Origin of the sequence: Pseudomonas sp. BN505, from assembly GCF_029873175.1 — a bacterium.
Lineage (GTDB): Bacteria > Pseudomonadota > Gammaproteobacteria > Pseudomonadales > Pseudomonadaceae > Aquipseudomonas > Aquipseudomonas putida.
In genome coordinates this window covers 214,096-236,907 of the sequence record NZ_SSOI01000045.1, presented here as the reverse complement: position 1 = coordinate 236,907, position 22,812 = coordinate 214,096, and the positions used below count along the sequence as shown (strand labels likewise).

The following is a 22,812-nucleotide window of genomic DNA, read 5'->3' as shown; positions in this document are numbered from 1 at the left end:
AACCAATAATGATTCGAATGCCTCTGGCCTCCGCCAGTCTGCTGGCCATTGCCATCGCTCTCGCCGGTTGCGGTGAAAAGGACGACAAAGCCGCCGCGCCGCAAGCCCAGGCACCTGCTGCTGCCGCCAGCACCACCGCTGCTGCGCCAGGGGCTGTCGATGAAGCCGCCGGCAAAGCCGTGGTCAAGCACTACGCCGAAATGGTCTACGCCGTGTACAGCGACTCGCTGAGCACCGCCAAGGCGCTGCAGACCGCAGTCGACGCGTTCCTGGCCAAGCCCAACGACGAAACCCTGAAGGCCGCCAAGGAAGCCTGGGTCGCCGCGCGCGTACCGTACCTGCAGACCGAGGCCTTCCGCTTCGGCAACACCATCATCGACGACTGGGAAGGCCAGGTGAACGCCTGGCCGCTGGACGAAGGCCTGATCGACTACGTCGACAAGAGCTACGAGCACGCCTTGGGCAACCCGGCCGCCGGCGCCAACATCATCGCCAACACCGAGATCCAGGTGGGCGAAGAGAAGGTCGACGTCAAGGACATCACCCCCGAGAAGCTGGCCAGCCTGAACGAACTGGGCGGTTCTGAAGCCAACGTCGCCACCGGCTACCACGCCATCGAGTTCCTGCTCTGGGGCCAGGACCTGAACGGCACCGGCCCAGGCGCTGGTAATCGTCCTGCGTCGGACTACCTGGAAGGCCAGGGCGCCACTGGCGGCCACAACGATCGCCGCCGTGCCTACCTGAAAGCGGTCACCGACCTGCTGGTCAAGGACCTCGAAGAGATGGTCGGCAACTGGGCGCCGAACGTTGCCGACAACTACCGTGCCACGCTGGAAGCGGAGCCTGTCAACGACGGCCTGCGCAAGATGCTGTTCGGCATGGGCAGCCTGTCGCTGGGTGAACTGGCTGGCGAGCGCATGAAAGTTTCGCTGGAAGCCAACTCGCCGGAAGACGAGCAGGACTGCTTCAGCGACAACACCCACTACTCGCACTTCTATGACGCCAAAGGCATCCGCAACGTCTACCTGGGCGAGTACACCCGCCCGGACGGCACCAAGGTGACAGGCCCGAGCCTGTCGTCGCTGGTAGCCAAGGCTGACCCGGCCGCCGACGCCACCCTCAAGGCCGACCTGGAAGCCACCGAAGCCAAGATCCAGGTGATCGTCGACCACGCCCTCAAAGGCGAGCACTACGACCAGCTGATCGCCGCCGACAACGCAGCCGGCAACCAGATCGTGCGTGACGCCATCGCCGCCCTGGTCAAGCAGACCGGTGCGATCGAGCAGGCTGCAGGCAAGCTGGGTATTGCCAACCTGAACCCGGACACCGCAGATCACGAATTCTGATCTTGCTGTAGCGGTTCTCAGAAAAGGCGGCCTTCGGGTCGCCTTTTTGGCATCTGGCCCTATCGCCGGCAAGCTAGCTCCCACAGGTACTCAACAGTTTTTGAGGCTGCTGGTTTAGCTGTAAGAGCTGGCTTGCCGGCGATAGGGCCCGACCAGGCCACCACAAACACTGGCCAACTGACACCGATTTCATCCAGCAATTGCAAATTGCTCTTATTCAAACACCCCCACTTTGCTAAGCTTGCACGCCGGTTTTCGCTCACGCCCAGGATCCTTGATGTCCTCGTCGCTGTCCCGACTTTCCCCCCTGCTGCTAACCCTTGCCCTCGCCGCCTGTGACGACGCCCCGCGTTTCACCCAGGCCGAGCCCGGCGAAGCGTTGTCGGGTGGCAAGGCGACCGTGCAGCGCAGCGACCGCAACGCCTATTCATTGCCCTCGGCCAACCTCTCGCCCGAGCGGCGCCTGGACTTCGCCGTGGGCAACAGCTTCTTCCGCAACCCCTGGGTGATCGCCCCGTCCACCACCACCGCACGTGATGGCCTGGGCCCGCTGTTCAACACCAACGCCTGCCAGAACTGCCATGTGCGCGATGGCCGTGGCCACCCGCCAGAGCCGGATGACAGCAACGCGGTGGGCATGCTGGTACGCCTGTCGATCCCCGACCAGCCCTACCTCGCCAAAGTCATCGAGCGCCTCGGCGTGGTGCCGGAGCCGGTGTACGGCACCCAGTTGCAGGACATGGCCATCCCTGGCGTGGCGCCAGAAGGCAAGGTGCGGGTGAGCTACACCCAGGAAACCGTGTCGTTCAAGGACGGCCACCAGGTAGAGCTGCGCAAGCCAACCCTGCAGATTACCCAGCTCGGCTATGGCGTGATGCACCCCGACACCCGTTTTTCGGCGCGGGTAGCCCCCCCGATGATCGGCCTGGGCCTGCTCGAAGCCATCCCCGAGGCCGACCTGCTGGCCAACGAAGACCCGGACGACCACAACCGCGACGGCATTCGCGGGCGGGCCAACCGGGTGTGGGACGACGCCCAGGGCAAGACCGTGGTCGGTCGCTTCGGCTGGAAGGCCGGGCAGCCCAACGTCAACCAGCAGAACGTGCACGCCTTTGTCGGCGACATGGGCCTGACCAGTACCCTGCAACCCAAGGACGATTGCACCCCTGCCCAGGCCGACTGCCTGGCCGCGCCCAACGGTGACGGTGCCGATGGCGAAAAGGAAGTCAGCGACAACATCCTGCGCCTGGTCACCTTCTACACCCGCAACCTGGCCGTACCGGCCCGCCGCGATGTGAACGCGCCGCAGGTGCTGGCGGGCAAGAACCTGTTCTACCAGGCCGGCTGCCAGGGCTGCCACACTCCGCAGTTCACCACCGCCGCCGATGCCGCCGAGCCAGAGCTGGCCAACCAGGTCATCCGTCCTTACACCGACCTGCTGCTGCATGACATGGGCCCGGGCCTGGCTGACGAACGCACCGAATTTGCCGCCAACGGCCAGGACTGGCGGACCCCGCCCCTGTGGGGCGTGGGCCTGAACGAAACGGTCAGCGGCCACAGCCAGTTCCTGCACGACGGCCGCGCCCGCAACCTGCTTGAAGCCGTGCTCTGGCATGGTGGCGAAGCCGACGCGGCACGCAATTTCGTACTCACTTTCAATGCCGAGCAACGCGCCGCGTTGCTGGCGTTCCTGAACTCCCTTTAAAACGCGCAAAGGAGCCGGGCATGTTCCGACCCAAACTGTTGTTCACCAGCCTCGCCGCACTCGCCCTCGGTGCCTGCTCGCCGCAGGATCCGCAAGCAGTAACCTCTGCCGCCATCGCCAAACAGGTCATTCTGCCCACCTACAGCCGCTGGGTCGAAGCCGATCGCGCGCTGGCCGCCAGCGCCCTGGCCTACTGCGAAGGCAAGGAAGACCTGGACAAGGCCCGCGCCGACTTCCTCAACGCGCAAAAGGCCTGGGCCGAGTTGCAGCCGCTGCTGGTCGGCCCGCTGGCCGAAGGCAACCGCGCCTGGCAGGTACAGTTCTGGCCCGACAAGAAGAACCTGGTCGGCCGCCAGGTCGAACAGCTGGTCAACGGCGACAAGCCGGTCGATGCCGCCTCCCTGGGCAAGTCCAGCGTTGTGGTACGTGGCCTGTCGGCCTACGAGTACATCCTGTTCGACAGCAAGCCGGACATCGCCACGGCCGAGCAGAAAGCCCGCTACTGCCCGCTGCTGGTGGCCATCGGTGAACACCAGAAGGTCCTGGCCGAGGAGATCCTCAAGGGCTGGAACAGCACCGACGGCATGCTTTCGCAGATGACCAAGTTCCCGAACCAGCGCTACGCCGATTCCCACGAGGCAATCGCCGACCTGCTGCGCTCCCAGGTCACCGCCCTGGATACGCTGAAGAAGAAGCTGGGTGCGCCGATGGGTCGCCAGAGCAAGGGCATCGCGCAGCCGCTGCAAGCCGAAGCCTGGCGCAGCCACAACTCGCTGAAAAGCCTGGAGGCCACCCTCAAGGCCGCCGAAACCGTTTGGGTCGGGGTCGACAACCAGGGCCTGCGCGGCCTGCTGCCCAGCGATCAGAAAGCGCTGGCGGACAAGATCGACGCCGCCTACGCTACCTCGCTCAAACTGCTGGCCGACAACCAGAAAACCCTCGGTGAGCTGTTGGCCGACGACGCTGGCCAGCAAACCCTCAACCAGATCTACGACAGCCTCAACGTCGTCCACCGCCTGCACGAAGGCGAGCTGGCCAAGGCGTTGAACATCCAGCTGGGCTTCAATGCCAACGACGGTGACTGATCATGCTGCGACGCCAGGCACTCAAACTCGGTAGCGTATTGCTCAGCGCCCTCACCTTGGGCGGCTGGAGCCTGTTCCGCAACAAAGGCAGCGAACCCTTGCTGCTCTCGGCGCGTGACGACGGCGACGGCAAGCACTATGCCGTCGGTTTCCGCCTGGACGGCACCGAGGTGTTCAGTACCCAGGTCGCGCAGCGTTGCCATGCCATCATTCACCACCCCGAGCAGCCGATCGCCCTGTTCGTCGCCCGTCGCCCCGGTACCGAAAGCTACCTGGTCGACTTGCGCGACGGGCGCCTGCTGCAAACGGTAGCCTCGCAGCCGAACCGGCACTTCTACGGCCACGCCGTGGTGCACAAAGGCGGCGAATGGCTGTATGCCACCGAGAACGACACCACCGACCCGGGCCGGGGCGTGCTCGGCGTGTACCGCTTCGAAGGTGAACGCCTGGTACACACCGGCGAGATCCCGACCCACGGCATTGGCCCGCACGAGGTGGCCTGGCTGCCCGATGGCGAAACGCTGATCGTGGCCAACGGCGGTATTCGCACCGAAGCCGAAAGCCGGGTGGAGATGAACCTTGACGCCATGCAGCCGAGCCTGGTGCTGATGCAACGCGACGGCACCCTGCTGAGCAAGGAAACCCTGGCCCAGCAGATGAACAGCGTGCGCCACCTGGCGGTGGGCAGCGATGGCACCATCGCTGCCTGCCAGCAGTTCATGGGCGATGCCGATGAAACTGCCGAGCTGCTGGCGATCAAGCGCCCGGGCGAGCCGTTCAAGGCCTTCCCGGTGCCAGAGCGGCAGTTGCAGGCCATGGCCCAGTACACCGCAAGCGTTGCCATCCACAGCGAACTGCGGCTGGTGGCACTGACCGCGCCCCGGGCCAACCGCCTGTTTGTCTGGGACCTGGACAGCGGCGCAGTTCGCCTGGATGCACCCATGCCTGATTGCGCAGGGGTTGGCGCGGTGAAAGACGGCTTTGTCGTCACCTCCGGGCAGGGCCGTTGCCGGTTCTACGATTGCCGCAAGGCCGAACTGGTCGGGCAGCCGATGAACCTGCCATCCGGCTTCTGGGACAACCACCTGCATCTCGTCTGATTCCCACAGGCACACTCGGTCGTTGTAGGAGCGGCCTTGTGCCGCGAATGGGCCGCAAAGCGGCCCCAGGATGTCTGCATCTGCGTGTTGCTTTCTGGGGCCGCTATGCGGCCCATTCGCGGCGCAAGGCCGCTCCTGCAAGGGGCTGTGCAGGCCGCGCCATCGCAATCCATTTCCCGGCCAGCCAAAAACAGTCAATACTTCCCCCATCCACACGTGGGCAGGATCGCCCGTTGTCGTGTCCAGGCTGATAACAACCGTATCCAAGGAACCGGACCTATGCTGCGCCGCCGCATGCTGATCATGTTGGCCGTGGTTCTGCTGATCGTGTTGGCCCTGGGGGGCTACAAGGCTTTCTCGATCTATCAGCAGATCCAGATGTTCACTGCCCCCAAGCCGCCCATCACCGTAGCGGCAGCCTTGGCCGAACAGCGCCAGTGGCAAGAGCGCCTGCCCGCCGTCGGCAGCCTCAAGGCACTGCAGGGTGTGGAGCTGAGCCTGGAGGTGGAAGGTATCGTCAAAGCCCTGCACTTCGACTCGGGCCAGCAGGTCAAGGCCGGGCAATTGCTGCTGCAACTCAACGACGACCAGGAAACGGCCCTGCTCGGCACCGCCCAGGCCGACCTGGGCCTGGCCAAGGTGGATTTTGGCCGTGGCAGCCAACTGGTCGGCGACTCGGCCATCTCCCGTGGCGAGTTCGACCGCCTTAGCTCCCAGTACCGCCGAAACCAGGCGGTGGTCGAGCAGCTCAAGGCGCAGAAGATCAAGAAGAGCATCAACGCCCCGTTCAGCGGCACTATCGGTATCCGCCAGGTGGACATCGGCCAGTACCTGGCCGCCGGCACGATGATCGCCACCCTGCAGGACACGTCCAGCCTGTACGTAGACTTCAATGTGCCGGAGCAGGCCCTGCCGAAGTTGAGCCTGGGCCAGCAGGTGCTGTTGCAGGTGGCCGCCTACCCGGGCCAGACCTTCCCCGCCAGCCTCAGTGCCATCAACCCCAAGGTCGAGGAAACCACGCGCAACCTGCTGGTGCGTGCCACCTTGGCCAACCCCGACGGCAAGCTGCTGCCAGGCATGTTCGCCAACCTGCTGATCCTGCTGCCCAACCCGCAACCGCAAGTGGTAGTGCCGGAAAGCGCCATTACCTACACCCTGTACGGCAATTCGGTGTACGTCGCCGCGCCGAAGAAGGACAAGGACGGCAAGCCAGAAAACGACGACAAGGGCCAACCCCAGCTGGTCGCCGAACAACGCACGGTCCAAACCGGCGAGCGCCGCGACGGCGTGGTGGTGGTCAGCAAGGGCCTGCAAGCCGGCGAACAGGTGGTCACCGCCGGGCAACTGAAGCTCACCCCGGGCGCCGCGATCCGCATCGGCCAGGACAAAGCCCTCAAGCCCGTACAGGGCGCGGCGGGCAAGGACTGACAGGAGGCTGGCATGGCGTTTACCGATCCGTTCATCCGTCGCCCGGTACTGGCCAGCGTGGTCAGCCTGCTGATCCTGCTGCTGGGCTTCCAGGCCTGGAACAAGCTGCAGATCCGCCAGTACCCACAAATGGAAAACGCCCTGATCACGGTAACCACGGCTTATCCCGGGGCCAACGCCGAGACCATCCAGGGCTACATCACCCAGCCGCTGCAGCAAAGCCTGGCAAGTGCCGAAGGCATCGACTACATGACCTCGGTGAGCCGGCAGAACTTCTCGATCATTTCCATCTACGCGCGCATCGGTGCGGACAGCGACCGGCTGTTCACCGAGCTGCTGGCCAAGGCCAACGAAGTGCGCAACAAACTCCCTCAGGACTCCGAAGACCCAGTGCTGAGCAAGGAGGCTGCCGATGCCTCGGCGCTGATGTACGTGAGTTTCTACAGCAAGGAAATGAGCAACCCGCAGATCACCGACTACCTGTCACGGGTCATCCAGCCCAAGCTGGCCACGTTGCCAGGCATGGCCGAGGCGGAAATTCTCGGCAACCAGGTGTTTGCCATGCGTATCTGGATCGACCCGGTGAAGCTGGCCGGCTTCGGCCTGTCGGCCACCGACGTGACCAATGCCGTACGCCGCTACAACTTCCTCTCTGCTGCCGGTGAGGTAAAAGGCGAATACGTGGTTACCAGTATCAACGCCAGTACCGAGCTGAAGTCGGCCGAAGCGTTCGCCGCCCTGCCGGTCAAGACCAGCGGCGACAGCCGCGTGCTGCTGGGCGATGTGGCGCGGGTAGAGATGGGCGCAGAAAACTACGACACGGTCAGCTCGTTCGACGGCACGCCATCGGTGTATATCGGCATCAAGGCCACCCCGGCCTCCAACCCGCTGGAAGTGATCAAGGAAGTGCGGCGTATCATGCCTGAGCTGGAAAGCCAGCTGCCCTCGGCGCTGAAGGTGTCGATCGCCTACGACGCCACGCTGTTCATCCAGGCCTCCATCGACGAAGTGATCAAGACCCTAGGTGAAGCGGTATTGATCGTGATCGTGGTGGTGTTCCTGTTCCTCGGTGCCCTGCGCTCGGTGCTGATCCCGGTGGTGACCATTCCGCTGTCGATGATCGGCGTGCTGTTTTTCATGCAGATGATGGGCTACTCGCTCAACCTGCTGACCCTGCTGGCCATGGTGCTGGCCATCGGCCTGGTGGTGGACGATGCCATTGTCGTGGTGGAGAACATCCACCGGCACATGGAAGAAGGCAAGTCGCCGTTCGACGCGGCACTGGAGGGCGCCCGCGAGATCGCCATGCCGGTGGTGTCGATGACCATCACCCTGGCCGCCGTGTATGCACCCATCGGCTTCCTCACCGGGCTCACAGGGGCCTTGTTCAAGGAGTTCGCCCTGACCTTGGCCGGGGCGGTGGTCATCTCCGGCATCGTGGCCCTCACCCTGTCGCCGATGATGTGCGCCCTGCTGCTGCGCCAGGAGCAGAACCCCAGCGGCCTCGCCCATCGCCTGGACAAGATCTTCGAGCGCCTGAAGGTGCGCTACCAGCGCCTGTTGCACGCCACCCTGGATAGCCGCCCGGTGGTGCTGGTGTTTGCGGTGATCATCCTGTGCCTGATCCCGGTGCTGCTCAAGTTCACCCAGAACGAACTGGCGCCCAACGAAGACCAGGGCGTGATCTTCATGATGAGCAGCTCGCCGCAGCCGGCCAACCTCGATTACCTCAACGCCTATACCGACGAGTTCACCCCGCTGTTCAAGGCCTTCCCCGAATACTACTCATCCTTCCAGATCAACGGTTTCAATGGCGTGCAGACGGGTATCGGCGGCTTCCTGCTCAAACCCTGGAACGAGCGCGAGCGCACACAGATGGAGCTGTTGCCACTGGTGCAGGCCAAACTGGAGGAAATCGGCGGCCTGCAGATCTTCGGCTTCAACCTGCCCTCCCTGCCCGGTACCGGTGAGGGCCTGCCGTTCCAGTTCGTGATCAATACCGCAGGTGACTACCCGGCACTGCTGGAAGTGGCCCAGCGCATCAAGACCCGCGCCCAGGAGTCGGGCAAGTTCGCCTTCCTCGACATCGACCTGGCCTTCGACAAGCCCGAAGTGGTGGTCGACATCGACCGGGCAAAAGCAGCGCAGATGGGGGTGTCGATGGACGCCTTGGGCGGCACGCTGGCAACCTTGCTGGGCGAGGCGGAAATCAACCGGTTCACGCTGGAAGGGCGCAGCTACAAGGTGATAGCCCAGGTCGAGCGGCTGTACCGTGACAACCCCGGCTGGCTGAACAACTACTACGTGAGGAACGAACAGGGCCAACTGCTGCCGCTGTCGACCCTGATCACCCTCACCGACCGCGCCCGCCCGCGCCAGCTCAACCAGTTTCAGCAGTTGAACTCGGCGATAATCCAGGGCGTGCCCATGGTCAGCCTGGGCGAAGCGCTGAAGACGGTGCAGGACATCGCCCGCGAAGAGGCCCCGGAAGGCTTTGCCTTCGACTACGCCGGCGTGGCCCGCCAGTACGTTCAAGAAGGCAGCGCGCTGTGGGTTACCTTCGGCCTGGCACTGGCGATCATCTTCCTGGTGCTGGCAGCACAGTTTGAAAGTTTCCGCGACCCGCTGGTGATCCTGGTGACGGTGCCATTGTCGATCTGCGGGGCGCTGCTGCCGCTGTTCCTGGGTATATCGAGCATGAATATCTACACCCAGATCGGGCTGGTGACTTTGATCGGACTGATCAGCAAGCACGGTATCCTCATCGTCGAGTTCGCCAACCAGCTGCGTGAGGAACGCGGCCTGAGCGTGCGCGAGGCGATCGAGGAAGCGGCGGCGATTCGCCTGCGGCCAGTGCTGATGACAACGGCGGCAATGGTGTTCGGCATGGTGCCGCTGATTCTGGCGACCGGGGCCGGGGCGGTCAGCCGTTTTGACATCGGGACGGTGATCGCCACCGGGATGTCGATTGGTACGCTGTTTACCTTGTTTGTGCTGCCTTGTATCTACACACTGCTGGCGCACAGGGCGGTGGCTAAAGAACCTGCTGTAGCCTGATCCGGCCTCTTCGCGGGTAAACCCGCTCCCACAGGTACTGCACAGGTTCCGTACCTGAGCTTTACCTGTGGGAGCGGGTTTACCCGCGAAGAGGCCGGTGAGGCAGACACAAAAATGCCAGAGGCCCCGCGATTGCGGGGCCTCTGGCGTTTCTAGCTCACACCGGGTTCAACCAAATGGCCGCAACCCTTGACGCAGACCAAACAGGAACAACAAAAGGTCCTGGTCCGGCGCAACCTGTGCCTGCTGCTGCGGTTTCGCTTTCCGCGGCAACGCGCACTGGTCGGCCATCTCAGCCTTGCTGAACACGGTCGGCCTCGGCTCTTCCCAGGCGGCCACCGCCACGGTGGTCACGGCCAGGCCGGCTACCAGGAACAAAGCTCGAGCTATTTCTAGTTTCATTACCCTAACCCTTTGACAGCGCTGCCAAACGCCATCTTGTAAAAGTAGAGCAGCGTCTGCCATTCCGCGTCATTGAGCGACGAATGGCGGCGCAGCTGGCGCAGGTCGTTACCTGCCGCACGCTGGCAACTGATACGCCGCCGGCACTTTTCCAGGTCCAGCAGCGCCACTTCGACGCGCGCTTGCTCGCCTTCGCCAATCACCTTGATGAATACGTGCTTGCCATACAGGCAGCCGTGCTGCCAGTGCCCCAGGTGCATGCGCGCAAGGTTGTCCGCCAGGTCCTTGAGCATGCGCTCATGCACCACCTGCGGGTAACGCTCACGGGCACCTTCGGCATGCCAGTTGTCGAGTTCGATAAACCCGTCCAATGCTTCGCTCACCAGCAGCGCACGCCATTGGTGGTCGGCATCGCGTTCGGCACCACAGAAGACGATGCGCGGTACACGCACGCCCAGTTGCTCGAAGCTGTTCAGCGCATCGAGTTCACGCAATACGGTCGGCCGGCCAAAAGGGTGCAGCAGGCTGCGGTAGATATGCCCCACCTGACGCTTGGCATACAGCAGCTTGCCATTGGCATCATTGAGACGTTGCACACCACTCTCGCCACCGCGGCGCTGGTTAGGTTCCTCGACCCACTCGCCTTGCTGGCGCCAGTAAAAATCGAACCGCGACTCCCCTTTCTGGGCTACAGCCATCAAACACTACCCCTTACGCAATACGTAAACCCGCCACATGGCATAGAACGGCAGGAAGTCGAGGCGTTCCTGGATTCTGAAGCCTGCGGCCCTGAATTCTTCTTCGACCGTTTCGGCCGGTAACACAAAACGGTTCTGGTAATTGTCCTGGTCAGCCTTGGCACTGCGACGCTCTTCGAGTTTTTTTCGGCGCCAGGCCTTGAAGTTGCCATCCACCCACAGGGACAGAATCACACTATCACGGCTAACCCGCTGAAATTCCGAAAGAATGGTCTTTCTGTGGGCGGATTCGCCAATGTGGTGGAACAGTCGCATACAGAAAATGCTGTCCACCGAGTTGTCCGGCAGGTCAATGGCAAACGCAGAAGTCTGCAAAGGGCGTACCCGTGCCACCACTTCTGGCGGTTGCGCGGCGCACGCTGTCTCGATCATCGCTTCGGAGTTGTCGGCACCGATGATTACCCGATTGGGTTTTTCTGCCAGCAGCGGCCAGAAACGGCCAGCACCGCACGGCAGGTCCAGTACCAGGCCAGGCTCGCCAGCCAATGCCAGGGCGCGACGCGCCAGTTGCTCATCTCGCTTGTGGGAAAGGCGTCGCGCCAGGCCGTCCTGGTGCTTGAGAAAGTACTCACGCGCATGGTCTTTGTCGTACTTCTCGGAAAATTCAAGCTTGATGGGGCTACGCATTGGGCATCTCCTGACTCCAGTGCCGCTCACCTTAGGTAAGCAAGCGTCGGAATCAGGTCATGCCAATGTGAAAAAAATGTTGCGCGCCAATTGACCTGTTACAAACCATTACTCGGCCATGCCGTCCACGTCGCCTTTGGCCGCGGTATTGCTCAGGTCGACCTGGAAGCGGCAACCATGCGGCAAGGTAGACGTGAGGGTAACGCGCCAGCCCTGGTCATCACAGATCCGCTGCACCAGCGAAAGCCCCAGCCCCAGGCCCTCGCCGCGCCGCTCGTCGCCGCGTACAAATGGCTTGAACATGGCCTCGCGCTGCTCTTCAGGGATACCCACACCGCTGTCCTCCACACTGAAGCCGTTGGCTTCCAGGCTCAGGCGGATATAGCCGCTATCGGTGTAGTGCGCAGCATTGCGCAGCAGGTTGCCCATCACCGACTGCAGGAACGTGGCGTTGTACAGCACCGGGCTCGCGCTGACGCGGCCATCGAAGTACAGGGTCAGGCCCTTTTGCTCGATGGTGTCGCGCCACACGCCGATCAGCTCATCAGCCACTTCGCGAAGGGTCGCCTGCGAGGCCACCGCGCCCTCGTCACGCTGCGCACGCGCCAGCATCAGGAAGGTCTTGACCAGCTCGCGCATCTCTTCCGTGGCCCGCGCCACGCGCTCCACCTGGCTGCGCGCGCGGGTGTCGAGATTGGGGTTTTCCATCAGCAGTTCGCAGGAGGTTGCCAGCACCATCAACGGCGTGCGCAGCTCGTGGCTGACATCACTGGTGAACAGCCGTTCGCGGGTCAGCGCATCGCGCAGGCGGCCCAGGGTATCGTCGAAGGCCACTGCCAGCTGGCCGACTTCGTCTGCGGCGTAGTCCGGTGCCAGCGGCGGGGCCAGGCCCAGCAGCTGGTCGCGGTGACGCACCTGGCGGGCCAGGCGGATCACCGGCGCCATCACCCGGCGCGCCACCAGCCAGCCGAGGATGACGGCCAGCACCAGGCTGAGCACGAAGCCCACCACCACCACCGCGAACAGCACGCGCTCGCGTTCTTCGAAGTCGCTCTGGTCCTGCAGCAGTACATACCGGCGGCCATCGACGATCTCGACCATGGCGTGGTACGACAGCTGGTCGCGAAACACCTCGTGGAAACCCCGGTCGAGGTGGCGCAGGTCCTTGGGCAGCTCGAAGTCGTCACGCCCGCCGCTGAAGTAGAACAGCTGATCGGGCCGTGGCCGGTGGCTCCAGTCGCTGACGCTGTCCATGCGCAGCAGGCGCTGCAGGTCACCGCCCAATACCGAGGAAATCAACCGCTCTTCGACCAGGTGCACAGTGGCAACGATGCCGAAGGCGAACGCCCCGGCCACCAGCGCGCTCATCAAGGCAAAGGCGATGATGATGCGCTGGGCAAGGCTTTGCTTAAACTCCATCGCGGCCCTCGGCGAGGCGATAGCCGACGCCATGCACGGTATGCAGCAACGGTTTTTCAAACGGTTTGTCGATCACCTGGCGCAGCTGGTGCACATGGCTGCGCAGGCTGTCGCTGTCAGGGCAGTCGTCGCCCCACAAGGCTTCTTCCAGCACTTCGCGGCGCAACACGTGCGGGCTTTTCTGCATCAACACTGCCAGCAGTTTGAGGCCGACAGGGTTGAGCTTGAGCAGGCGCCCCTGGCGGGTAACCTCCAGGGTGTCGAGGTCGTAGCTGAGGTCGGACACCTGCAGCGTACGGCGCCCGCCGCCTTGGGCTCGACGCAGCACCGCTTCGATGCGTGCCGCCAGCTCCGACAGCGCGAACGGCTTGAGCAGGTAGTCGTCGGCCCCGGAGCGGAAACCTTGCAGACGGTCGTCCAACTGGTCGCGGGCGGTAAGCATGATCACCGGGGTGTCGCGGCGGGCGTCTTCACGCAGGCGCTTGCACAGGGTGTAGCCATCGATGCCGGGCAGCATGATGTCCAGCACGATCAGGTCGTAGTGTTCGGTGGCAGCCAGGTGCAGGCCGGACAAGCCATCCTGGGCGCAGTCGACGGTGTAGCCCTTCATGCCCAGGTAATCGGCCAGGTTGGCCAGGATATCGCGGTTGTCTTCAACCAAAAGAATGCGCATCGGTTTCTCCTGTGCGGCGCTTCTCGCTGTGGTGCGCGGCAGGCGCAGCTTAAGGCCTCTGCCTGCACGGTGCCAGCCCCCGGAGAAATTCACCGCACTTGACGGTTTTTTCACTGATCCTTCACGGACACAGGATAGCGGGCGGCCGACAATGCCCGATCTTTTTCGTGCCCTGGAGCCGTCATGCAGCAACGAACCCGCCCTCGCCCGATCAATTACTGGCTGTACCTGGGCATACCCTTGGCGACCGCGCTGGCCTTGATCCTGCTGGAGCTGACTTCGGTCGACATGGATGTGGCCAACCTGTTCTTCGACCCCGCTGCCGGGCAGTTCATTGGCCGCCACAGCTACCTGCTGGAAAACATCCTGCACGACCGGGTCAAGCAGGTGGTGATCTTGCTGGGGGTGTTGTCGCTGCTGATGTTTACCGCCAGTTTCTTCTGGAAGCACCTGTTCGGCTGGCGCCGCGAGCTGGGCTGCCTGGTGCTGGCACTGGGCCTGTCCACGGCGTTTGTCACGCCGCTGAAAAAGGTGACCCAGGTGCAGTGCCCGTGGAGCCTGACCCAGTTTGGCGGCACCGAAACCTACAGCAAGTTGCTGGAGCCACGGCCGGCCACCGACAAGCCAGGGCTGTGCTGGCCGGGTGGGCACGCAGCGACCGGGTTCTGCCTGTTCGGCCTGTTCTTCATGCTGCGTGATCGCAAGCCACGGTTGGCGCGGGTGGCGTTCGTAATGGCATTGGTAGCCGGATCGGTGCTGGGTGTGGGGCGGATGATGCAGGGCGCCCACTTCTTGTCGCACAACGTGTGGACAGCGGTGTTCTGCTGGTTGATCGGGTTGGGGTCGTATTACCTGGTTCTGTATCGGCGGGGCGTGGTGGAAGCGCCAGCTGTCGAGCGTAGCGTCGCCTGACAGAGGGGGCGCTTCGCGGCTCATTCGCAGCACAAGGCTGCTCCTACAAGGGTACGCGTCGATGCCGGACTGTACGCGATACCTGTAGGAGCAGCCTTGTGCTGCGAAGAGGCCCTCACAGGAAAATAAAAAGCCCCGGCTCTCACGAACCGGGGCTTTTTAATGGTGCAGGGGGTAAGGCTGGCTTACATCATGCCGCCCATGCCACCCATGCCGCCCATGTCTGGCATGCCGCCGCCAGCTGGGGCTTCGCTCGGAGCGTCAGCAATCATGGCTTCGGTGGTGATCATCAGACCGCCAATCGAAGCAGCAGCTTGCAGGGCCGAACGGGTGACCTTGGCTGGGTCCAGGATGCCCATCTCGATCATGTCGCCGTATTCGCCGGTAGCAGCGTTGTAACCGAAGTTACCCGAACCTTGCTTGACCTTGTCAGCGACAACGCTTGGCTCGTCGCCGGCGTTGGCAGTGATCTGGCGCAGCGGCGCTTCAACAGCGCGACGCAGCAGGGCGATACCGACGTTCTGGTCTTCGTTGTCGCCTTTCAGGTCAACGATCGCGTTCAGGGCGCGAACCAGGGCAACACCGCCGCCAGGCACCACGCCTTCTTCAACGGCTGCACGGGTAGCGTGCAGGGCGTCTTCAACGCGGGCTTTCTTCTCTTTCATTTCAACTTCGGTGCCGGCACCGACCTTGATCACGGCAACACCGCCAGCCAGCTTGGCCAGACGCTCTTGCAGCTTCTCACGGTCGTAGTCCGAGGAAGTCTCTTCGATCTGGGCACGGATCTGCTTGACGCGAGCCTGGATGTCATCTTCAACGCCAGCGCCGTCGATGATGGTGGTGTTTTCCTTGGACAGGATGACGCGCTTGGCGTTACCCAGGTGCTCCAGGGTAGCGGTTTCCAGGGACAGGCCGATTTCTTCGGAGATGACCTGGCCGCCGGTCAGGACAGCGATGTCCTGCAGCATGGCCTTGCGGCGGTCGCCGAAGCCTGGTGCCTTGACCGCTGCAACCTTGACGATGCCGCGCATGTTGTTGACTACCAGGGTAGCCAGCGCTTCACCTTCAACGTCTTCGGCAACGATCAGCAGTGGGCGGCCGGCCTTGGCAACGGCTTCCAGAACTGGCAGCAGCTCACGGATGTTGGAGATTTTCTTGTCGACCAGCAGCAGCAGCGGGCCTTCCAGCTCGGCAACCATGGTGTCCGGCTTGTTGACGAAGTACGGCGACAGGTAGCCACGGTCGAACTGCATGCCTTCTACGACGGACAGTTCGTTATCCAGGCCCGAGCCTTCTTCAACGGTGATCACGCCTTCTTTACCGACTTTTTCCATGGCTTCGGCAATGATGTTGCCGATGGAGTCGTCAGAGTTGGCGGAGATGGTGCCTACCTGGGCGATGGCCTTGGAGTCGGCGCATGGCTTGGACAGGTTCTTCAGCTCGGCAACAACGGCGGCGGTAGCCTTGTCGATGCCGCGCTTCAGGTCCATCGGGTTCATGCCGGCAGCGACGGCTTTCAGGCCTTCGTTGACGATGGCCTGAGCCAGAACGGTAGCGGTGGTGGTGCCGTCACCGGCAGCGTCGTTGGCCTTGGAAGCAACTTCCTTGACCAGCTGGGCGCCCATGTTTTCGAAGGCGTCTTTCAGCTCGATTTCTTTGGCGACGGAAACGCCGTCCTTGGTGATGGTTGGCGCGCCGAAGCTCTTGGCCAGTACCACGTTACGGCCTTTCGGGCCCAGGGTCGCTTTTACCGCGTCAGCCAGAACGTTGACGCCAACCAGCATTTTCTTACGAGCGGAATCGCCAAACTTTACGTCTTTAGCAGCCATGATCGTTTAATCCTTGGAATTCTTTGGAGTAACGGGAAGTCGGGGAAATCAGCCTTCGACAACGGCGAGGATTTCGTTCTCGGCCATGACCAGCAGGTCTTCGCCATCGACTTTCACGGTGTTGCTGCCCGAGTAAGGGCCGAATACCACTTTGTCACCCACTTTCACGGCCAGCGCGCGAACTTCGCCGTTGTCCAGGATGCGACCGGTGCCGACGGCAACAACTTCGCCGCGGTTTGGTTTTTCAGCGGCCGAACCCGGCAGGACGATACCGCCAGCGGTTTTCGATTCTTCTTCGCTGCGACGGATGACTACGCGGTCATGCAGAGGACGAAGCTTCATTGTCGATCTCTCCCAAATTGTGGTTTTCATCGGCCGGTATCGACACCGGCGGGTTGATGCTGTCCGGCGTTGCCGGGAAGTGGCCCGCGATGGGCGAACCACTTGTGTAATGTCTGGCGTTGCCACCAGAAACCTTGCGGTGACCACATACATGAGGCCGCCAGATTCAATTACAAGGCTTGATATACAAAATTTTTGATCCGGCTGAAAAGATCGGGGCCGCTTGCGCGGCCCCGGAGGTTTTACTTGTCGCGGCGCTCATACTCGCCTTCGATCACGTTTGGACGGTGGCCCCCCTCACGCGGCTGCGCCTGGAACGGGTCATCCTGAAACGCACGCTGGCGCAGGGCCTGCGCCTCGGCCCGCTCGCGCATCTTGCGCGCGGCCAGGCGGCGGGTGAACGGCAGCAGGCACAGCAGGCCCAGCACGTCGCTGATGAAGCCTGGCAGCAGCAGCAGGCCACCACCGACGGCCAGCATCATGCCCTGGAACATGTCCTCGGCGGGTAACTCGCCGCGCTGCAGGCTTTCACGGGCGCGCAATGCAGTGGCCAGGCCGGCCACCCGCATCACCAGCACACCCAGGGCGGAGCCAGCGATGATCAGCAGCAGTGCCGGGAAGAAACCGATTGCCGCGCTGACCTTGACGAAGACGAAAAGCTCCAGCACAGGAAAAATCAGAAACAGCAGTAGAAAAGCACGCATCAAGGGTTCCTCGACGGAAGATAACCTTCCAATAAGACCTCAAATGGATGCCGGCGCTCCGGATTTCAACCCTCGACCTGCGTCGCAATCGGCCATTGGTCGGCCCGAGCCAGCAAAACCAAGGCTTCCCGGACTTGTGTCGGCGTGTTGCAAGTAGCCGGAAAAGGCAGCCAGTGCACGGCCTGACCAATGCGAAGGTGCATGCCTTCGCTGTCTACCCCAGCCATCTGCGCCGGTGCATGCCGTGGCAGGTCGGTCAGTTCGACGTAGTGAGCAATAGCGTTGGCGTGATCGCTGTTCATATGCTCGACCATGCTCGCCTCGGCCTTGCCGGCGAACGGGTTGGCCAAGGTCACCTGATCGAGCCAGTGGATCGCGCCAAAGCCACCAATGTAGCGGTGACGCACTGGCTGCAGCACCCAGAAGTCGAAGTCGTGGGCCTTGTGGTAGTTGGCGGCGTCCGGGAAATAGCGGTAGTAGCGCTCGGCAGCCGCTTCGACAGCAGCCTCGTCGACCAGCTTGTGCGCTTCGGCCATCACGGTCAGGCGCCCTACGGCCTGCACATCCTCAGCCTCGCGCTCACCCACCAGCAGCGAACACTTGGGGTCTTTCTGCAGGTTGTGGGTGTGCTGGGCGATTCGGCTGATGAGGATCAGCGGGTTGCCGTTGGCATCGAGGCAATACGGCACGACCGAGCCGAATGGGTAGCCGGGCATCGACTTGGAATGGGTCGAGAGCACGCCGCGGTATTCCTTGAGCAGCAATTCCCGGGCTGGGCGGATGGCGTTGGTACTCACTTGAGGGCGGCTCCTGGCGGCAGACTGGATGGGCACAAGATAGCATTATCAGGCCCACTGCCAATGGGGCTGCTACGCAGCCCCCTGCGATCTACCAGGTAACGCCGAACCCTGCGGTGTAGCGGGTCTTGTCCAGGTCGCTTTCACGCGTGCCGGTAATGATGTCCTTCTCGGCCTTGAGGTTGAGCGAGGCCCACTCGGTGACCTTGTAGCGCAGGCCAACCTCGGCATCCAGCGAGTAGTCGGCCACGCCGCCCAGCGGCTTGGCGAACTCGCCATTGGTGAACAGCTGCACGTTCTTGCCGATCAGGTAGCGGGTGTAGTCCCACTTCACCGCCGCGGAATAGAAGTTGTCCTTGCCGCCATCCTGGTATTCGAAGTCGGTACGGTTGATCAGCGAGCCCAGCGAGAACGCCCCCAGCTCGTCGTCCCAGAACTGGTAACCCGGGCCGGTACCGACGGTGCGCTGGCGGGCCAGGTCTTCGATGCGGTCACGCTTGTATTCCGCACGCCCCTGCCAGAACCACTTCTCGGTGATGAAGCGGTCCAGGGCGTACTCGGCGCTCCAGTTGTCGGTGGTGGTGACGTCGTCCTTGGTCTCGCGGTTGTATTCGCCTTCGGCATTGTGCCGCCAGCGGCCATGGCGAGCGGTAGTCTTGAAGCCTACGTCGTAATCGTCGGTGTCGTTCTCGGCACGCTTGTAGTCCAGCGCCACATCGACGTTGCCTTTCCACACGAAGTCCTCGACCAGCGGCTTGGGCTTCATGATCTGCTCGATGCTGGCCAGTTCCACGGTCTTTGGCGCTTCGCCATTGGCCAGCGTTACCTTGCCAGGCTCGGCGGCTTTCAGCGACTTGGCTTTTTCACCGGTGTAGGCGTCTTGCTTGACCAGCATCTCCTGGTCGCTTTCCAGGGTCTGGACCTCTTTCCAGTCCAGCGCGATGGAACCGCCATAGGGGGTTTCCAGCAGCAGCTTACCGCCGTCGAAGACTTTGATCTTGCCGCTGAGCCGGTCACCGTTCTTCATCCACACGGTATCGGCCAATACCGGGGAGGCGCACAAGGAGGCAGCTAGCAGGCACAACAAGGATCTAGAATACATAGGCGGACTACGGGTTCGTTTTGACAAAAAAGCCGGGCATTATCCAGATACCGACGACCAGAGCAAGGACAGACCGGGCATACGGCGTTGAGTTCAACTCTCATTTGCCGAACCACCGGTCCAGTTTCATCTACAGCCCAAGGGGGGCCTGATGTCTGATGGATACGAGCACGCCCTGGACAGCGCCGAGGGCCGACGAACGGTGCTGTATTCGGTACTCGGCCAAGTGCCGCCCGGCAAGGTGGTGAGCTACGGCCAGCTGGCCGAGCAGGCGGGGCTGGGCCGCGCGGCACGCTGGGTTGGCCGCACGCTTGGTCAGTTGCCGGCAGATACCCGGCTGCCATGGCACCGGGTGCTTGGCGCAGGTGGGCGGTTGAGCCTGGCATCAGGGACGCCGGCAGGGGATGAACAACGGGCGCGTTTACGCGCGGAGGGTGTGAATGTAACCAACAATCGTGTGGATATGACGCGCCATGGCTGGCGCCCAATGGAGCACAGCGGTTAGAGTGCGCGCTTTGTTTTCGCAAACTTGAGGCAGATGTTGGCCCATGCCCCGTAAAACCTGGCGCGCTGCGCTTGCTGCCTATGCCAGCCCGTCAACCTTGGTACTTTTGCTGCTTGGTTTCGCCGCCGGCCTGCCCTACATGCTGGTGTTCTCGACCCTGTCCGTGTGGTTACGCGAAGCTGGCGTTGCCCGTGAGACCATTGGTTACGCCAGCCTGATTGGCCTGGCTTACGCCTTCAAGTGGGTGTGGTCGCCGCTGCTCGACCAATGGCGCCTGCCACTGCTCGGCGGCCTGGGCCGACGACGGTCGTGGTTGCTGCTGTCGCAAGCGCTGGTGGTGGTCGGGCTGGTTGGCATGAGCCTGTGCGACCCGCAACAGCACCTGTCGTGGTTGATCGCCATGGCGGTGCTGGTAGCGTTCGCCTCTGCCACCCAGGATATCGCCGTCGACGCGTATCGCCTGGAAATCGCCGACGACCAACGCCAGGCCGCGCTCGCCGCCAGCTACATGGCCGGCTACCGGGTGGCAGCGTTGCTCGCCACGGCCGGCGCGCTGTTCTTTGCCGAGTGGTTCGGCTCCACCGGTTTCAGCTACCTGCACAAAGCCTGGGCCGGCACTTATGTCATGTTCGGGGTGATGATGCTCCCCGCCCTGTTCACCACGCTGGTCATGCGCGAGCCGCCAGTGCCCATGCGCACGCAGTTGTCGGCAGCGCGCTACGGCCTGGTGCACCAGTTGGCGTCGGTGTTCGTGCTGATCATCCTGCTGGTGTCGGTACCGGCCAGCTTTACCCAGATGTTCAATACCGGCTGGTCCAGCGTCATTTCCGGTGACGCAACGCCACTCGACCTGCTGCTGGAAGATCGCGCCTTCCTGCGCCTGATCCTTTATGTGCTGCTGAGCTGGGCGTGCCTGTCCAGCCTGGGCCGTCGCGGCCTGGCCCCGGTGCTGACCCCGGTCAACGACTTCATCACCCGCTACCGCTGGCAGGCCCTGTTGCTGCTTGGCCTGATCGCCACGTATCGCATGTCGGACACAGTGATGGGCGTGATGGCCAACGTGTTCTACATCGACATGGGCTTCACCAAGGACCAGATCGCCAGTGTCAGCAAGATCTTCGGCCTGATCATGACCCTGGTCGGCGCCGGGGTCGGCGGCCTGCTGATCGTGCGCTTCGGCATCATGCCGATCCTGTTCATCGGCGGTGTCGCCTCGGCCGGTACCAACATCCTGTTCCTGATGCTGGCCGACATGGGGCCGAACCTGGAAATGCTGGTGGTGACCATCTCGCTGGACAACTTCAGCTCCGGCATGGCCACGTCGGCCTTTGTGGCCTACCTGTCGAGCCTGACCAACCTGAAGTTCTCGGCGACGCAGTACGCGCTGCTCAGCTCGATCATGCTGCTGCTGCCGCGGCTTATCGGCGGGTATTCAGGGGTTATGGTGGAGAAGTTTGGCTACCACGATTTCTTCCTGATCACTGCATTGCTGGGCGTGCCTACGCTGATCCTGATCGCGCTGCAGTGGCGTCAGGAGGCTGGCCGGGGTACGCCGGTGGCAGAGGACAGTTCAGCGGCCGAGCGGCCCTGAAAGAACCCTATCGCCTGTCCCGGCCTCTTCGCGGTTAAACCCGCGAAGAGGCCGGGACAGGCAATCAAATATTACTGCGCGACAGCCCCCTCATCAGGCCGCCCACCTACGACAAACCACAGCGGCCACAACGCCAATGCCCCCGCCACACCCGCCGCCAGGGCAAAGTGCAGCAAGCTGGCCCCGGCGCCGATCATCGCCAGCACCGCTCCGCCCAACCCCAGCAAGGCAATGGTGATCATCCCCAGCATGGCCGAGACCAGGCCTTTGCTCTGCTCGCTGGAGAACAGCGTCATGCGGTACAGCACCGCGTTGGCCACACCCAGCCCCAGCGCGTACAGCGACATGCCCGCCACCACACTGGTAACGCTCGGCCAGTACCAGGTCGCCAGCACCATCAGGCACAGGCCGGCCAGGTAGGGCCACAGCGCGCCCCGCACCAGGGCAGGCAGCGGGTAGCGGTCGGCGATGCGGTTGATGATCAGGTTACCGAGGATCAGCCCGCCAAACACCGGCAGCTGCCACAAGGCGTACGCCATCGTGCTCAGCCCCTCATCGTGGATGAGCAGCACCGGCGACAGGCCGATCCAGCCAATCAGCGGCAAACCGACCAGGCCCAAGGCAGCACTGCCCGCGACAAAGCGCCGGTTGGCCAGCAACTGACCATAACCCGCCAGCAGTGGCAGCAGGTGAATCGGCGTAAACGCCAGGCGCGAGCCGTCACGGCGTTCCACACCGAGGGTTTCGGGCATCAGGCGGTACAACAGCCCCCACACCAGCACCGCGCCAATGGCAAAGGCCACGAACAGCCAGCGCCAGTCCAGCCATTGCAGCAGCAAGGTGCCCACCAACGGCCCGAGCAGGGGTGACAGCAAGGCGATGTTGGCCAGCAAGGCCATCATGCGCACGGCGTCAGCCTCGCTGAAGGCTTCGTTCAGGGCCGGGTAGCTGACGGTGACGACAAAGCCCAGGCCGATGCCCTGCAACAAGCGCAGCAGGTTGAACAGGCCAATGTCGTGGACCCAGAAGGTGGCCAGGCACGCAAGGCCGAAGAACGCGCAGCCAACCAATAGCAGCGGGCGCCGGCCATAACGATCGGCCAGCGGGCCGATCAACCATTGCAGTACCACGCCCCCCAACAGATACAGGTTGAGGGCATGGGGGATGTATTCGGGGCTGGCGTTCAGGTCGCCCACCACCACCGGCATGGCCGGCATGACTGCGTCGCTGGCCAGGTAGGTGAGCAGTTCGAACAGGGCCAGGGTCAGGCCGAACAGCAAGGCGCGCAGGGGGGTGATGTACAGCAGTGGTTTCATGATGGCATATCGGGTGTGACAGGTGGGGCCAGGGTATATGCCAGAAAAGCCGAGCAATTGCTGTGAACAAGTGTAAAAACTGGGGCCGCTGCGCGCCCCTTCGCGGGCTTGCCC

At 63.0% G+C, this 22,812-nt stretch carries 20 protein-coding genes; 9 read left to right on the top strand and 11 right to left on the bottom strand.

Annotated elements, in window-relative coordinates:
* The first annotated feature begins 8 nt into the window (after nt 1-8).
* From E8E78_RS14285 to E8E78_RS14260, 6 genes are all read left to right on the top strand, one after another.
* The gene (locus E8E78_RS14285) at nt 9-1,346 is read left to right on the top strand and encodes an imelysin family protein (protein ID WP_049273253.1); all 1,338 of its coding nucleotides are present in this window, start codon (nt 9-11) and stop codon (nt 1,344-1,346) included.
* 277 nt (nt 1,347-1,623) lie between these two features.
* Nucleotides 1,624-3,051, top strand: a complete 1,428-nt coding sequence (locus E8E78_RS14280; RefSeq protein ID WP_016498082.1) for a di-heme oxidoredictase family protein — start codon at nt 1,624-1,626, stop codon at nt 3,049-3,051.
* A gap of 20 nt (nt 3,052-3,071) precedes the next feature.
* Nucleotides 3,072-4,136 carry an imelysin family protein gene (locus E8E78_RS14275; RefSeq protein ID WP_016498081.1) on the top strand — a complete coding sequence of 355 codons (1,065 nt, stop codon included), beginning with the start codon at nt 3,072-3,074 and terminating at the stop codon, nt 4,134-4,136.
* Nucleotides 4,137-4,138: 2 nt separating this feature from the next.
* Nucleotides 4,139-5,236, top strand: a complete 1,098-nt coding sequence (locus tag E8E78_RS14270) for a DUF1513 domain-containing protein (RefSeq protein ID WP_049273256.1) — start codon at nt 4,139-4,141, stop codon at nt 5,234-5,236.
* Between the two features lie 279 nt (nt 5,237-5,515).
* Nucleotides 5,516-6,664 carry an efflux RND transporter periplasmic adaptor subunit gene (locus E8E78_RS14265; protein WP_049273258.1) on the top strand — a complete coding sequence of 383 codons (1,149 nt, stop codon included), beginning with the start codon at nt 5,516-5,518 and terminating at the stop codon, nt 6,662-6,664.
* Nucleotides 6,665-6,676: 12 nt separating this feature from the next.
* A complete protein-coding gene (locus E8E78_RS14260; protein ID WP_280313055.1) occupies nt 6,677-9,721 on the top strand; it encodes a multidrug efflux RND transporter permease subunit in 3,045 nt (1,014 codons plus the stop codon).
* Nucleotides 9,722-9,889: 168 nt separating this feature from the next.
* Here E8E78_RS14260 and E8E78_RS14255 read toward each other — a convergent pair whose 3' ends face one another.
* The 5 genes from E8E78_RS14255 to colR all read right to left on the bottom strand — a co-directional run bounded on the left by E8E78_RS14255 (nt 9,890) and on the right by colR (nt 13,600).
* Complete coding sequence (locus E8E78_RS14255; protein ID WP_280313056.1) at nt 9,890-10,123, bottom strand: hypothetical protein; 234 nt, start codon at nt 10,121-10,123, stop codon at nt 9,890-9,892.
* Complete coding sequence (locus tag E8E78_RS14250) at nt 10,123-10,821, bottom strand: lipopolysaccharide kinase InaA family protein (protein WP_016498075.1); 699 nt, start codon at nt 10,819-10,821, stop codon at nt 10,123-10,125. The genes E8E78_RS14255 and E8E78_RS14250 overlap by 1 nt, the downstream gene beginning before the upstream one ends.
* A gap of 6 nt (nt 10,822-10,827) precedes the next feature.
* Complete coding sequence (locus E8E78_RS14245) at nt 10,828-11,508, bottom strand: class I SAM-dependent methyltransferase (protein WP_016498074.1); 681 nt, start codon at nt 11,506-11,508, stop codon at nt 10,828-10,830.
* A gap of 108 nt (nt 11,509-11,616) precedes the next feature.
* Nucleotides 11,617-12,927, bottom strand: coding sequence for a HAMP domain-containing sensor histidine kinase (locus E8E78_RS14240; RefSeq protein ID WP_049273261.1), 1,311 nt, complete (start codon nt 12,925-12,927; stop codon nt 11,617-11,619).
* Nucleotides 12,917-13,600 (bottom strand): two-component system response regulator ColR, encoded by a 684-nt coding sequence (colR, locus tag E8E78_RS14235; RefSeq protein ID WP_016488935.1) that lies wholly within the window; start codon nt 13,598-13,600, stop codon nt 12,917-12,919. The genes E8E78_RS14240 and colR overlap by 11 nt, the downstream gene beginning before the upstream one ends.
* Nucleotides 13,601-13,783: 183 nt before the next feature.
* On the opposite strand from colR, the gene E8E78_RS14230 reads away from it, so the two are divergent.
* A complete protein-coding gene (locus E8E78_RS14230) occupies nt 13,784-14,512 on the top strand; it encodes a phosphatase PAP2 family protein (protein WP_049273264.1) in 729 nt (242 codons plus the stop codon).
* Nucleotides 14,513-14,697: 185 nt separating this feature from the next.
* On the opposite strand, the gene groL is transcribed toward E8E78_RS14230, so the two are convergent.
* The 5 genes from groL to E8E78_RS14205 form a co-directional block, all read right to left on the bottom strand.
* Nucleotides 14,698-16,341 (bottom strand): chaperonin GroEL, encoded by a 1,644-nt coding sequence (gene groL / locus E8E78_RS14225; RefSeq protein ID WP_016498071.1) that lies wholly within the window; start codon nt 16,339-16,341, stop codon nt 14,698-14,700.
* A 48-nt stretch (nt 16,342-16,389) separates the two neighbouring features.
* Complete coding sequence (locus E8E78_RS14220; protein ID WP_016488938.1) at nt 16,390-16,683, bottom strand: co-chaperone GroES; 294 nt, start codon at nt 16,681-16,683, stop codon at nt 16,390-16,392.
* A 242-nt stretch (nt 16,684-16,925) separates the two neighbouring features.
* Nucleotides 16,926-17,387, bottom strand: a complete 462-nt coding sequence (locus E8E78_RS14215) for an FxsA family protein (RefSeq protein WP_016498070.1) — start codon at nt 17,385-17,387, stop codon at nt 16,926-16,928.
* Nucleotides 17,388-17,452: 65 nt separating this feature from the next.
* Nucleotides 17,453-18,184 (bottom strand): DUF2470 domain-containing protein, encoded by a 732-nt coding sequence (locus tag E8E78_RS14210; RefSeq protein ID WP_049273266.1) that lies wholly within the window; start codon nt 18,182-18,184, stop codon nt 17,453-17,455.
* Nucleotides 18,185-18,275: 91 nt separating this feature from the next.
* Nucleotides 18,276-19,286, bottom strand: a complete 1,011-nt coding sequence (locus tag E8E78_RS14205) for a DUF481 domain-containing protein (protein ID WP_041167566.1) — start codon at nt 19,284-19,286, stop codon at nt 18,276-18,278.
* Nucleotides 19,287-19,437: 151 nt separating this feature from the next.
* On the opposite strand from E8E78_RS14205, the gene E8E78_RS14200 reads away from it, so the two are divergent.
* Both E8E78_RS14200 and E8E78_RS14195 read left to right on the top strand, forming a co-directional pair.
* A complete protein-coding gene (locus E8E78_RS14200; protein ID WP_049273268.1) occupies nt 19,438-19,791 on the top strand; it encodes an MGMT family protein in 354 nt (117 codons plus the stop codon).
* Between the two features lie 43 nt (nt 19,792-19,834).
* The gene (locus tag E8E78_RS14195; protein WP_016498066.1) at nt 19,835-21,382 is read left to right on the top strand and encodes an AmpG family muropeptide MFS transporter; all 1,548 of its coding nucleotides are present in this window, start codon (nt 19,835-19,837) and stop codon (nt 21,380-21,382) included.
* Between the two features lie 71 nt (nt 21,383-21,453).
* Here E8E78_RS14195 and E8E78_RS14190 read toward each other — a convergent pair whose 3' ends face one another.
* Nucleotides 21,454-22,698, bottom strand: a complete 1,245-nt coding sequence (locus E8E78_RS14190) for an MFS transporter (RefSeq protein ID WP_049273269.1) — start codon at nt 22,696-22,698, stop codon at nt 21,454-21,456.
* Nucleotides 22,699-22,812: the final 114 nt, after the last annotated feature.